Raw genomic sequence first — 14,573 nt, forward strand, 5'->3', positions numbered from 1 at the left:
TTAATGGATATAGAACCTCGATTTTTCAGATAAGCTCTTAACTACCTCCTCTACGCACTCCCCTACACCTCTTCTGAAACTGACAAGATCTGCGGCTGTTTCTCCTCGCTTATTGACAATGCTGCTGTCAACACGTTTATCTTGGAGCAAACGTTTTACACAGCTCAAATGACCTCGCTCTACTGCATCATGTAGGGCTGTATATCCTATATTATCCTGTTGATTGGGATTGAGTTTAGGATCGGCAAGGAAGAGTTCAAGTACAGCGACATCACCAATCGATGTGGCCCAGAACAAGATGGGTTCAGATGTTGCTGTACAGGCATTAATATCAATTCCTGGGGTTTTTAGAAGCATTTTGACAATGTTGAACGCTTCATCATATTCTTCCCCTTTTTTTCCGGCCAGTTTTTGTATTGCTTCTGTCAAAGGTGTGGTGAAATAGTGGTTGCTGGTTTTGACTACTTTGACATCAGGGTATGTGAACAAAAATCCGCGGATGGCTCGTACATCATTGGTACGAATAGCTATAATTAAATAATCTATATTTTCCTTTACAATGCCAGGATTGCTATTTTTAAATGCCTTAAAATATTTACGATCCGCTTTTCTTTCGTGTTTTTCATGCATAAGGAGTTGTTGCATTTCGGTATCTTTAGCCATCTTGACCACAGAATCACCACGATATGGACGTTTGAATAATGTCCCTGGATATTGAAGCAATAACCTTACTGTATCTGTACGTTCATTTTGAAGAGCTAATTGTAACGGCGTAACACCATTCACATCTTTTGCTGCAGTATTAACATCAGCATAATACACCAGGCTTTGAATGTTTTCATTTTGTCCTGCCAGAGCTGCAGCATGAACAGGAGTTCGGTAGCTATGCGTAGTTTTTTTCATAGCCTCTGGGTGAAACTCCATTAAAGAGTTTAAAATCTTTGGATCTTTTGAGGCTGCATAATAAGCACTATATTCGCTAGGTTTGGCACCATGATTTAGTAAGGCTCTTACTAAGTCAACTCTGTTTGCTCTAATGGCGCAGTCTAATGCATTGTCATTTTTTGTCTTTGCTGTATCTGCCCCAGTTTTAACCAATAGATCAATCATCTCAACAGATTGCACCAGGCATAATGGTTCTTGGTTGTGCCAGTTGGGTTGATCCACTGCATTGGGGAACATCTGGATAAGTGTAGAAGCAAGCTCAAGATTATTATTCATTACTGCTAAATGCAATAAATGATAACCTTGGAACTGTTGTTCTGTTAAAGACCAGGATTTTAATTCATCTAAATCCTCATGGGTCACTTTATCATTAAGGAAGTGATCTAAGATCTGAAGCCGAGAGTTCATTTCAGGAAAAAGTTTTATTTCAAGAGACTGTAACTGTTTATCAAACTCCTTTCTAGATTCACCAGTAGTTTCCAGTAACCAACCTTTCAGCATGAGTTCAGTCTGAAAAATCTCCTGATTTGATTCTGAACTGAAATGGTCAGTTAATAGCGTTCTTATTAAATCGAGTTTGCCTTCTGGTAGTAACTTTTGGGTAATTAAGCGCATTAATAAATGTGGTAATGCAGAATTATTAGCGTAAAGAGAAAGATATTCTTTCAGAAAGAATTGTTCAAAAAATTGAATCGTATCGATAAAAAGCTCATCAGCTATGCTTTCTGGTAAAAATAAGCGATATTTTATTTTTAAAGCGATTAACTTATTGTGAAGATCGCAATTGCCTACCGTTTGAAATTCTCCATCAATCCTATCGTGGTAGACAAGTCCAAGAGTTTCATGCAAATTTTGTTGAATATATGTTTTATTTGACTCATAGGTATCTATAAAAAGAGTGGCAAATACTTGTTTAGTTACATTCTCAGGTTTAGTTATTTTGTAATGTTCTGTTGTGGTGTCGGTGCTGCATCCACCGCCATTATTGCGATACAAGTCTTTTTGTTTGATGATGATATCGATACCATGTTCAGGCCAACCAGTGAATAGTTCCACTCCTGACTGTTTACTGTCTTCTTCCATAGATGACAAATAATCATCCGTGTATGGGAGTGTACCCGAATAATTCGCCATAAAATAATATCGCATGGCTTTTATTGTCATATTTCTTACTTGCCGAATAGCGTCCTGATGTTCTATGTACTTATTATTTTGCTCACAATGAGACAAGTAAGTATTCATCAAATGCACTATAAATGGCGCGGTGTAAAAAGAATTACTCCCTGTTAGTCTGACAAGACTGTTATCGACTGGTATTGATCCGCTCAATGCAAATAAATGGCCGAACATTGCAGTGTCTTTGCTGATAGGGGAAATTATTTTAGTTTGGAGATGATGCGCTTCAAAAGCGAGGGTACTGTCACTGAAGTCATTGATGTTATTAAAAGTAAAATTAAACTTGCAGATATAACTTAATGCTTTGGAACGCTCATTACTCCCTTCTTGAGTTAAATTTTTTATATGGCCAATAACAACATTAAAATCCAAATCAGGCTTAAGTGTTTTAAAATAGCTGTTTATTTTTTCATTTTTATACTGAGGATTACAAATGGCGACAAGAGCGAGGCAATATTCAACATCTACGCTAATACCGGTTGTAACAATCGCTTGAATTAAATCGAGCATTGTCTCCTCAGTAACTCCATTTTGATGAAAATTAGCAAACGCCTCTTCTATTATCTTTTTTAGAATTCCGGCAGAACTCTCTTGTTTTTTACATAGTTCAATAATGTTGACAAATTTGGATCTGATGCTCCAATCGTCCATAATAAATAACGCACCCAAAATAGTCCTTCCATCGGAGCATTTATCAAAGAGTGATGAGGGATGAGCTTTCAGAATCGTTAACAACAGGTCGTTTCGAATTGTATTGGACCTACCTGCTTTGTTTTCGAAAATCAAATCAAATACTGACTTACCTTCCTTATTTTTATGTGTGACATCAATACCTCTATTAATCAGCAGAAATGCAATCTGTTCAGCTTTGAATTTTTGAGAAATAATTGCGAGTTGCAGGTAATTATTTCCATCATTATCTACGGCATTGATATCAAACAATTCATTATTAACTAATGCATTAACATACTCCATGTTACTAGATTGTGTCCCTTCCAAAATTAAAGCCAAAGCAGTTTTTCCAATATCATTTTTGACGTTAGGATCGGTCTTTTTGTGGTTGATTACATCGACTAGTTGCTCTCTATATTGGAACAGATCTTTAAATACCATATGAAGCAATACGGCGTTATGCTCTGATGTTTGCTGATTAGGATTAAACTTATCATGGGCTATTAAAGCTTTTAGGTGGTCACATGACTGATAACCTGTGGAGCAAAAAAAGAACTCGAAAAGAGAGAAGCCATTTGCCAATCTTTGATTGACGTCAAATTCGTCATTTCTCAGTAATAGTTTAAAGGTCTCATGTTTATAGTAATCAGCCATACCCGTTCGGGTGCGCTCTATATAGTAACCAAGGAAACCATTACCTTGCCTGTCGACAGCATTTACATTTGCGCCTGCTGTTATCAACACGTTGAGATAATCAGAAAAATCAATTTTATTTGCATGATCCGATTTAGCTAATACATGCAGTATTGAATCTCCATCATCAGTCACATCAGTAATTGCAAATTGCTTTTCTTTAAGTTTTGTTAAAATCTCATCGGGTTGCTTCACTTCATTGATAAGAGCAAGAAGACTTAATGTGTCCATTAATAATCCAGGCTGGTATTGGAAAGTGCTCGAAGTATGCCAGATTAATCTTAATAAAATATTAAGAAAAAGACTTGTTATTTGGCCTCCAAATTACTCATTAAAACGCGATTTCATTACAACGCCAGGTCATTTTAAATTTGATGCTTTAGATGATAAGATTACTTCTGGCTTTAAATGTTTTTTTGATTAACTCATCAATTAGTTGATTCTTCACAAGAGCTATCTAAATAATTAACCTGATTTAACTAAAGGCTAAAACTATACTATCTGGAAACGAAAATATGGGATATCACGTTATTTCACTGTTACTTATTACATTAGCCTTTAGTGGAAGTTCCCTTTCTCAACAACAAAAAGTTTATCAACCGCAACTAGAGTCTGTGTCAATTAGATCGATTCATAATGCCATTCAACTTCATAAATTCACTTGCTTCGACCTAGTAACTGCATACATTGATCGTATAAAAAAATATAACTTAAGTGCCAAAAATCATGCCCCAATCAATGCCTGGACTGAGATCAATCCTTCTGCTTTAGCACAAGCACAACAATTAGATGCTTCTTTTAAAAATACAGGTCGGCTAGCAGGCCCCCTCCACTGCATCTCAATTATATTAAAAGATAATATTGATTCTTTTGACACAACTACAACTTCTGGATCCTATGCGCTATTAGGCAGCCAACCTATTCGCGATGCTTTTCTGGTAGGAAAATTACGTAATGCTGGTGCTATTATTTTAGGAAAAGGCGGAATGGACGAGTTTGCTTGGGGTATTATTGGAATAAGTAGTCGTAGTGGAAGAATTGGTAATACATTTGATCCCAATAAAAACTCTGGAGGTTCTAGCGGTGGACCAGCAGCTGCAGTCAGTGCCAGTTTTGCTTTACTGGGGATAGGTACAGATAACAGTGGCTCGGTTAGAATTCCAGCCGCATTTCACGGTTTAGTTGGATTACGCCCAAGTACCGGATTAATTAGTCAACAGGGCATCTTTCCTATGGGAAATTTAGATGGAACAGCAGGGCCTATTGCACGGACTACGGAAGAACTCGCCATTTTGTTGGATATCATAGCTAAACCTGATTCTCACGATCCAAAGACTCTAGGTATTCCCAGAATAAAAACATATACTGAGTTTCTGAAAATGAATGGATTAAGCAATAAACGAATTGGTATTGTACGTAACGTCAGTGGCATTAATCCATTCGACAAGATGCCCCCTCACATTTTAAAAATAGTACAAAACGCGACTCAAAATATGAGAAAAATGGGTGCATCGTTCATTGATATTGCTCTCCCACGATTTGATAATGATCGAAAAAATAACCAAGCAGGAGAAATTCAAGATGTAAATGATTATCTTGCTTCTTTCCCATCAACACGGAAAAATTTTCAGGATATTTGTGAGTCTAATCGCACGCGAAATTTTGGCAATAAAAAAGATTGTCTTCACTTTATCAAGAATATGGCAAGCAAGAGCAGCAACTCTTATCAGAAAGCTCAATCTATATTTGCCCAAAATAAAATTTATGTCCAAAAAATTATGAAAAAAAATAATTTAGATGCTCTACTTATACCAATAACAACTAATGGAACTGCGACCTATGATGTAATGACTGTAAATACCTGGCGTGCCCCGATCGCATCTAACTCGGGTCTTCCTTCTATAAGTATTAATGTTGGGTATAGTAATGATATACATATGCCTATTGGGGTTGAATTAGTGGGCAAAAAATTTCATGAAGGTACATTGATTGAAATTGCTTATGCTTATGAAATGCATGGTCCTAAAAGAATTAATCCAACTATGCCAGAGGAAAATTCAGCATTGTTACATTTATCGATCCCGGAGCTGAATAATTTATTTACATTACTAGGTAAAAATGCTTATGAGGAAGTTCTAATACATAATAAAGACACTAATGATATAGCTCGTGCATTAACTCCAGAAAAATTCCAAAAAATCACTGTTGATACAATTGAAAAAATGAAATTTAATTAACGATAATTTCCCCCAGGCTCCCATCCGAAGCCCAACTTTATTTAAAATCACCCCATGTATAGCATATTAATTGAACTTAATGTAAAATATTGTACCTGTAATATTGTTTGGCGAACATGAGAACTTTGGCTTAATGACGCAGTGTTATTAGTTTTCAATTTCTCTTAATAAAGATAGAGCTGAGTTCTTGCAAAACAAATAGTTTAATATAAGATACAATATTACGGTTTTTTTGCTACTTGATTTTCAATCAAGTGTTTTGATTATTTTATAGTACATGATGTAAAAGAAAGAAGGTATTATGATTCAAGTAAATGTTTGGCTCTCTACAACTCAGATTTTAGGCAAGCGAATAAAAAATCGTTTTTTTGGTCCTTTATTAGCCGCTGAGGACAAAGGTGAAAACATTGGACATGCTAATTTTGTTATGGAGCTTAATGAACGCTCCCCTGGATATGAAAAATTAGAAGATAAATCATCTACTTTATCCACAAGAAAAAGTCTCTGCTATATCCCTGAAGCCGTTGTTGGCAATTCAGGCATGTATTATAAACGTAAAACGCTTCGAAGTGTTCAAGTAACTCATAGTTTCTGGCCCGAGGAAAGACCTACTTCAGGAGCGTTAGCTTGTGATTTTTTTAACCTCTTACATCTTGCCCCAAAAAGTAAAGGAACAAAGCCAGAAATATCGGATCATGATTCTGATATGAAAAGAGAAGAAAGTAATAGCCATTCTCTTACCATCGAACATCCTGCTTACAGAATAAAGCAAAAAAAAATTGAGAATGCCAAGAAAAGTAATCTCGATGCAACCATTAATGTTTGGAATTTAGATGGGGATATAGACAATAGAAAAATTGTCGTAGAAAAACTCAATCAATTAGCGATCAAAGAACAAACATTGATTGCTTCACGTAGCCAACTTCTTGAGCAATCACAGGCTGACCTGGATGGATTAAAAAAAGCGAAAGATGAAATAAGTGCTGAAATATCAAAAAATGCTAAAGAATCCATTTTCCCTTCTAGAATATTAAATTATTTACAAAAAATTTCTAAACCTGATACAAGGACGATCGCCGAAATATCTCGAATAAGTAATGCGTTAAATGATTTGCAAAACGAGAATGAAGCACTTCACCAAGCCTTGATTGTTCTTGAAAAAAATATAGAACAAACACAACTTATTTACCAAGGACAATTAGAACAGAATCAACAAGAATTGGATCGGACAACAAAGGAAGTAACGGTCCTCCAGACGCAACTTCAAGAACTAAATGAAAGAATTAAGGACATGGATGAGAAAACAGTTGAGCTAATAAAAGCAAATGTTAGAAATCGAGCAGACTTTCTTTCGCGAAAAGAAAATTTGTTCCAAAGTTCAAATAAGACTGAGGGTAAACATCCGGATCACTCGATCCATCTGCCGACAAGTGACAGCGGTTTACGCTATCACATTAATGAGCTAGCAGTTATAAATGCAATGCAAAAAGAAAGTAATGAAAATTACTGCTTTATTCAAAATAACTGTGCGAAAAGTGTCAAACGTTGTTTATTGGCTGGCATTCAACACTTAAGAAAAGAATTGAAAAAAAATGGGGTTCCAGATAGTTTTTTCAGACCCCAAGCCATTGAAACAACAAATGGAGTTTATAAGTGGGCTAGATCATTGGAACGTGAACTAAGCAAGTTAAATAGCCAGCCTGAAGTGGAAATAGAAGTGGAAAAGACTTCTTTAAGTATGGGCTGTAAATAAGATTTTAGCTGCTAGTGTTGAAATTCTTGTTTTTCATTTCACGAAGTAAATCGATTGACACTAAATGGTAATGGATCGGTAATAAAGTCCCCTTCTGTTATCATTTCCGCAATTAAACGTCCAGTAACGCGCCCAAGAGTCAATCCGTGATGAGCACATGTCCGAATGCAAACCAAAGTCTTTTATGTCGAGGGGCTTGACCTATAAAACGCACTTTCTAAAAGACGTTCTACGAAAGTACGACTACTAGATAGGTTAAATATAAAGCTCCATTTAAAAACAAAGCCTTAATTTTAATTCCCCGAGTTGAAATATTAAATCTTAACCATGCTGTAGCAATATAGGTTACAAGAATCCCTGTAAGCACTATTCTAGAAGGCTCCCAGGGGGTTAGGAGTATTCCTAATGCAGGAAGTAATGTACCTTGAAAAACCATTGCGCCGGTTATGTTGCCAAAAGCAAGGGTATCTTGACTTTTTCTCACCCAAATTACGCTATTTACTTTTTCTGGCAGTTCTGTTGCTATGGGAATAACCAATAATGATAGAAGCAAAACGGGTATGCCAAGAGAATTAGCCGCCTGCTGTATCCCATGAATAAATCCTTTCGCACTCAATACCAATAAGACTAAGCCAAAAAGCAATTGGATTAAAATTGTTGTAAGGTTGGTTTTAAAACCCAGTTTAGCGATAAATAATGGTTCATTTGTGATTACCGCATGACCATCCTCTACTAACGCCTTGGAGGCTCTGAACGTGAGCAACAGGTAAATGAAATAGAGGAGAATAAGGATGATGCAAAATAAAATACGCATGTAGTTTGGTTCTAATGGAAGAAACATCGCTAAGGCAGCTAATGTAAAGGCGACTAAGAAAAAACTCATGTCACGTTCAAAACCAGTAGCTTCTGGTGATATATATCCATTAACTCCTCGTTTCCTAATGACTGAAAAGGCCATAATAAAAGTTGATAAGGTTGATAACATTAACGGGGCGCCTAAAATTGCCCCTACACTAATTTCCTCATTAACTTGCCTATCAGCAGTTCCTGCAATTATTGCTAAAATTGGTACGGTAGTTTCTGGAAGTGCGGTAGATATTGCTGCAAATATTGAACCAGTTACACCTGTTGAAATATCTATTTTTTCACCAAAGTACTCCAGCGCATTGGAAAATAATTGCGCTGAAATTAAGATGAGAATCAGCATAAATAATAGTTCAAACCACATATACATATAATATCCCTCATACCAGCAGCCAATTTATTCATCCATCAATTTTTTCTAGATACATTTGGGGTTCATTTATAAAATTTTAATGTCCAACATAATTCAGAGTAACTAAAATACAAGGCCCATCTGCAATAATATTAATTTTATGATGTTTACAATTTTGAATGGCTAGGTCACTTTCTGCTCCAGGTTGCATCCAAATATTTTTAATTCCTTTTTTAATAGCTTCTTCAACAATTTTCTCAGTAATAGCAGGTGGAGTTATAATTGAAATACTTTCAACCTCATCGGGTAACTCACTTACAGAATGTACTACGGCAACTCCCTCAATTGAATCTTCTTGAGGATTTACAGGATAAACTTTTTTATTATTCTCAAGATAACAACATAATACCTTATTACCATATTTTGCCCGATTGGATGAAGCCCCAATAACAGCAAAAGCATTTGACTTGAAAAAAGTTTCAATTTGATGATTTATCATAGTAGTTTCGCTTGAGTCATTCGTATTTACCTAGTGTAGCAGTGAATATTCATCTATCATATTTTTTTGTCTGGGTTTTACTGCTATCAATTTGGTAATCATAGCTTTTTCCCAATTTCAATATCTCGAGGATCACGTTCATGATGATCAGGATCATCAAATGACATATAAATGTATTGATGATGCAGATAAAAGCTTAAAGCTTCGGGCGAAGATTGTATATGCAGCTGAATAACTCCTGTATGTTTTAACCATTCTTCAACAAGATTTAAAAAATTACTACCTATACCTTTATTACGATATGCCTCATCGATAACAATAATTCTCAATGCGGCTCTTTGACTTGGCCACAATTGAATGTGGGCATATCCAACTAGTGTTGTTCCTTTATAAAGTACAAAATGTATATGATTTTTGTGATCAAATGTCCATGTATAAGGATCTGAAATAGGTACTTTATCAAAGAAATATGTTTGGCGAAAAGTACGCACTAATTGCCATTCAAGCGGGGATAAAGCTTTTACGATACGAAGATTAGTAAAGCCAGCTCGAGCATCTATATTGGTAATAAAGTCCTCTTTCCCTAGACAATAAGCAGTAATATCATTGGGAAATTGTTTTGCCAAAGTAATTTTTAGAGTCCCGTACGCATCACGATCATCCGGGTGTGCTCTCATCCAATCTCGAAAATTCAAATGCCGAGCAATTTCTGAGTTGTTTTTTTCAAAAACATGTACATTATGGCTTCTTATTGCAGCTCCTTTTTGAAAATAACGACGAAATGGGATGCCATACTCACCCATCGTTGAATATCCAATGCGTTCCATGTTTTTTGACGCTTTATCTACGAGCAAAATATCTTGAACAACAGGAAGGATATCAATAATAGGTTTTGCACTTAATCCTGCCACTGACGTAGAGCCGATATGATGGATTTCGATGCAATTGTCCCCTAGTGCTTGCTTTATTTGATGTGCTTCTTCAGCAAAAAGTTCAGGCCACAATGGATTATAAGGAACAACTTCAACGCCTCTATTCATGATTTTTTTCTATCAGGAATCAAAATGGGAAATCATACCTTAGAGATACCTTACACTCAAATGAGTATCATCCTTTTTTCTCTCTTCCATTTTGTAAAATTTTTTTTACCCAGTTTCTTAATTTAATATAGTGAGATCCCTCCCAATAAATTTTTTTGCAGGATTCGCACTGCATAAAAGTCTGATAATGTTTTTGTGTCAGTTTAGGTAGCTTCTCGCTGATTTCAGTTTTATTTACCTTTTTTAGTAATCCATTACACGTTAAACATCGTGTAAATGGATTGCATTGATTTATTAACCGAAATTGCATCAAAACTTCTCCTACCTGTTTTTCTGGATTAGTATTGTGCATCCAGTGGCCATAAGTGACGCTTTTATTTTTTAAAATGCCAACATCGCGTGTTAATATAATTCGACATTCCTTTTTACTGCACTGAATTATAAATTCATCGGTCAATTTGTTCTCATAAACAACATCAAATCCCAGTAAGCGTAAATACTTGGCGAGTTTCCCAAGATGGACATCCAGAATAAAACGAGGAGTCATTAACGGCTTTGGACGAAGTCGAATTAACTCACTTACATCAATCGTTTCAAATATAGGATAGACAGAAATATAATCCTGATCTTGAATTAGATAGTTAAAATCAACAGACTTTCCATTGACCAGGATCACTTCAACCTCAGTATGAGGAACTCCAAACGATTCAATAAGATCTTTAATCGAAGTTTTTTGAGACAAAGTATGAGCGAAGCACTTTTTACGCTTTTCCAGAGGGATTAAATCATTTAATTCTTCATAAAATCGTAAACGTAATGAGATCATATTCTGATTAAGTTGTTTGCTTCGTTTAATTAATGGCACAAAATATGGAAAACACTATCAATCGGCACATTAAAAATTGCAGGAGCACTCCCTCATTAGATATAAATCTTTAGATTATCGATTATTTGATATATTATAGTACACCTTGGTTATTTGTTATTTTGTATAACACTTTATAAGTTTTATTATGCCTAAATTAAAAAAAGTAGATAACAGCAGCGATGGAAACTGTCTTTATTATGCATATGGCATCTCATTGATGTATCACTTGCGTAAAAATGGAAATAGAGCGGATGCAGAGAGCATATTTCACCGGCTGGGATTAAATCCTGCAGAAAAAGCAAAACTTTTTTATTTATTAGGAAATGAAAAAAATAAACCATTTACGTCGCTACATATAAAAAGAATTATCGAGCCTATACTTGGTTCTGCCTTGAGGCATTATGCTGCAAATATGACTCGAGAGAACTTTTTAGAAAATCCCAAAGGTTCATCCCTATATACAGCAACCAATTATGGGATGATTTTTCTATTCAAAAAAATGCTTCAACAAAAAAAACACCCTGCTCTTGTGTTGTTTGAATCAGATAGTTTTGATAATGAAAACTATAACACAGCAGAAATATTTAAAGTCGAAAACATGTCTGCAGAAATGTATGCGTTCATGAACGCTAAATTCGAAGAAATTATAAATATTTTTGATCATGAATGGTTTGCAGAAAAAAGAGAACCTAAATCATTTACAGAGCTCGGGGACTACCTGTTCCATTTAAAACAACATCTGACAGATGTAATCGGAGATATGACCGTAGCATTTTTCCTGGGAGAAGAGCACACAAATCTTGAGGCTTATATTCGTCATTTAAGTACTAATTACAGATGGGGGACAGAAGAAACTTTGATGCTAATGCATTGTAAACTTCAGGGTGAAATACGCGAGCGGATTGATGATGAACATGTAGCAATACGCTACGAAACCCCTATGGCATTGCAAATTTATCGTGATGGAACACCTTATTTTTCATCAGAAGAACATGGTACCCCAGATATTATTTTAAATAACTCAGCAAATACTCATTGGTTCTCTTTTATTGACTCTAAATTTTACTCAATAAATAGCGAACATATTCTGAGAAATGATTTATTAGATATAGTAGGATTTAATGCATATTTGCAAAAAATGTTGGAAAAAGGAGACGATCTGGCAAAAGCGGATAAGCAAGCAAGTGACGAACTATATGTACTTCATAAAAAATTAAGTGAGGAAAAAGACAAATTTCTGGCTAAAGAATCTCCGATCACACGAAAAGAATTCGCGGCCTCATGTAATGCTCTATTATCAGACCCTAATGCAACAAAGGAACTTCAAAAACAATGTGGTGCATTAGATATCTTAAGCAATATAATTAACTGCCTTTATCTTATAGTTACATGTGACTTTAGTAATTTACTTATGGGGAATTTTAATGTGATTAATCCATTAGGAATCAACTCAATGTTTCATCGAGTTGACCTAATAAAAACATCACTTAAAATATCAGTTAAAGAGTTAGAAAACAGTGAAATACCTGATGATAACAATCAATTAGGGTTTGAGTAATTAAGAGGATTATAGAAGCTATAAATCCGCCTAAATTTTACGAAATGTACACCCGAAGCCTAAGAAACTAAAGTATGTGCTTTTGGTTGTTATTTGATTTCTTGGGCGGTAATTTGCTCCTGTTGTTGAATTTTAAATCATGCGGTAGTAAAATGCACAAAATTTCTATTTATAGTGTGCCCCTTGAACAATTTATTACATGAAGCAGCAAAAGCAGGAACTATTTATCAGATTCAAGAATTAATTACGCAACAAAAGCACAATCCCAATCAACTTCATACGGAATTAGGTATTCCTCCACTTGCTTTAGCAGCCCAGGGGGGACACCTTGAAGCAATGAAGGAGCTCCTTCGCTTAGGTGCTGATCTAAATTATGATCCTAAAGATAAACCTTCTTTATGGCATTTTGCATTACAGACGCCTAAGGCATTAGAGATTTTTGACTTTTTGGAGGAAGAAGGACTATCTTTTCCTCGCCACGAGTTATATTTAGATGATGAGGAAAAGACCCTCCTTTCCAAAATGGTATCACACGAACGTTGGGATATCATTTTAAAAATCATTAATAGGTTTTCTGATGTCAGGATTATAAATAGTGCGCCAGAGCAGGGTCCCAATAAAGGAGCCACGTTAATGTGGCAGGCTGCTTATAAGTCAAAATGGGATGTTATCGAAGCAATACTCAACAAATTCCCTGACGCCAATCATAATGCCATTCCAGAAGCGAAATTACATGAAGGTACTTCAGTACTAAACATATTGGCACCTATGTTAGTTTTATTAAAAAAGTGGAGCATTCTATTCTCAATTATGGAATCCAGAAAACTTGCTGATATAGACTTAAAATGTTTTTTAGACACCCAAGAAGATGATGATCCTTTTCTTGTTTTATTGCTTCAAGAAGAGGATAAGACCTTAATAGAACGATTTATGTATAATTTTTTGCTTCGATCCTTTCTACTTACAAATGATTCCAAGCTATTCACGCGTGAAACACTGTGCGTTTTTCTGAAACAACAAAAGCACGATCTGATGAGACGTCTGGGTGATTCTTATCTTCCAACTTACGAAGAGATTGAGGACCTCTCTAGATTAATGAAACAATTTAATGCGCATTTAATGCAGTTATTTGATAATATGGAAAGTTTGTGGAGAGATGGTAAATTAATTTTTCTTTTACCCGATGAGTTGCGTTTAGAATTAACCGAACATCTTTTTAACCATGCCGCTTTTATTAACCTGGAAAAAAGTATGAAATCTCAGTTAATTAACTTGTTTATCGATAGCCATAGACAACAGTTGGTATTTGAAGAGCCCTCAATAGATCACGCCAAAGAATATTGTGATAAGTTAGCACGGTTGGTCTTTCGTGCATGGCGCCAGGAACATTTTAATTTTTTCATGAAACATCCTATTTCTCGGTCAACAGCAAAAGATGCCTATGAACTTCTTTCTGAGTGTCTATTCACAAATTTATTGCGGAATGAAGCGCTTCCTCGACTTAATTGCGCAAATCAATCTTTTGTCCCCCCTCTTCTTCTAAAACAAATTATTGGAAAAATTGCATCTCTTGATGAAAAAGAGTTCTACAAATCACGCTTAGAATCTCTTATTAAAGGCGAGGTTGTTGCTTATTTTCACATTTATGGCAAAAAGAGTAAGTGTGACGATTTGAGTTTAAAAACGAAGGAACAGAATGATGAACTTAAAAGTAAAAAAATGACCGATGACCACGAGGAAAAAGGTGCTGGAACCATAAATCAAATGCAATTTTCCAGAGGCGGTTGACAATTTACCAAGCCTACTTGCCGTGGCTTGTCCACGGCATCTAGTAACATAAATGCGCAAGGAACTTTATCTTTACGCTTTAATAGGTATTCAAAAATTCTTCTCAAGAAATTTTTACCATTTCTTAT

General features: G+C 35.4%; 10 protein-coding genes. 5 read left to right on the forward strand and 5 right to left on the reverse strand.

All coding sequences use genetic code 11. The annotated features are described in order from the left end of the window. Positions 1 to 3,717 carry an ankyrin repeat domain-containing protein gene (locus BW930_RS09600; RefSeq protein ID WP_058469116.1) on the reverse strand — a complete coding sequence of 1,239 codons (3,717 nt, stop codon included), beginning with the start codon at positions 3,715 to 3,717 and terminating at the stop codon, positions 1 to 3. Here BW930_RS09600 and BW930_RS09605 point away from each other — a divergent pair. The 3 genes from BW930_RS09605 (at position 3,710) to BW930_RS09615 (ending at position 7,476) form a co-directional block, all read left to right on the forward strand. Next, complete coding sequence (locus BW930_RS09605) at positions 3,710 to 3,910, forward strand: hypothetical protein (protein ID WP_058469117.1); 201 nt, start codon at positions 3,710 to 3,712, stop codon at positions 3,908 to 3,910. The genes BW930_RS09600 and BW930_RS09605 overlap by 8 nt on opposite strands. Before the next feature lie 91 nt (positions 3,911 to 4,001). Then, a complete protein-coding gene (locus BW930_RS09610) occupies positions 4,002 to 5,723 on the forward strand; it encodes an amidase (protein WP_058469118.1) in 1,722 nt (573 codons plus the stop codon). Positions 5,724 to 6,024: 301 nt separating this feature from the next. Then, entirely contained in the window at positions 6,025 to 7,476 is a 1,452-nt protein-coding gene (locus tag BW930_RS09615) for a coiled-coil domain-containing protein (protein WP_058469119.1), read from the forward strand. A gap of 229 nt (positions 7,477 to 7,705) precedes the next feature. Here the strand turns inward: BW930_RS09615 and BW930_RS09620 are convergent, their stop codons facing one another. The 4 genes from BW930_RS09620 to BW930_RS09635 all read right to left on the reverse strand — a co-directional run bounded on the left by BW930_RS09620 (position 7,706) and on the right by BW930_RS09635 (position 11,057). Next, positions 7,706 to 8,710: a sodium:calcium antiporter gene (locus BW930_RS09620; RefSeq protein ID WP_058469120.1), complete on the reverse strand. Its 1,005-nt coding sequence runs from the start codon at positions 8,708 to 8,710 to the stop codon at positions 7,706 to 7,708. A 79-nt stretch (positions 8,711 to 8,789) separates the two neighbouring features. Next, positions 8,790 to 9,191, reverse strand: a complete 402-nt coding sequence (locus BW930_RS09625) for a CoA-binding protein (RefSeq protein WP_058469121.1) — start codon at positions 9,189 to 9,191, stop codon at positions 8,790 to 8,792. Positions 9,192 to 9,289: 98 nt separating this feature from the next. After that, positions 9,290 to 10,231 (reverse strand): bifunctional GrpB family protein/GNAT family N-acetyltransferase, encoded by a 942-nt coding sequence (locus BW930_RS09630; RefSeq protein WP_058469122.1) that lies wholly within the window; start codon positions 10,229 to 10,231, stop codon positions 9,290 to 9,292. Between the two features lie 67 nt (positions 10,232 to 10,298). Further along, a complete protein-coding gene (locus BW930_RS09635) occupies positions 10,299 to 11,057 on the reverse strand; it encodes a Mut7-C RNAse domain-containing protein (protein ID WP_058469204.1) in 759 nt (252 codons plus the stop codon). Positions 11,058 to 11,244: 187 nt separating this feature from the next. Between BW930_RS09635 and BW930_RS09640 the strand changes: the two genes are divergently transcribed. Continuing rightward, a complete protein-coding gene (locus BW930_RS09640) occupies positions 11,245 to 12,657 on the forward strand; it encodes a hypothetical protein (protein ID WP_058469123.1) in 1,413 nt (470 codons plus the stop codon). 183 nt (positions 12,658 to 12,840) lie between these two features. Further along, positions 12,841 to 14,445 (forward strand): ankyrin repeat domain-containing protein, encoded by a 1,605-nt coding sequence (locus BW930_RS09645; RefSeq protein ID WP_058469124.1) that lies wholly within the window; start codon positions 12,841 to 12,843, stop codon positions 14,443 to 14,445. The last annotated feature ends 128 nt before the right edge of the window (positions 14,446 to 14,573 follow it).

Source organism: Fluoribacter gormanii (genome assembly GCF_900156395.1).
Lineage (GTDB): Bacteria > Pseudomonadota > Gammaproteobacteria > Legionellales > Legionellaceae > Legionella > Legionella gormanii.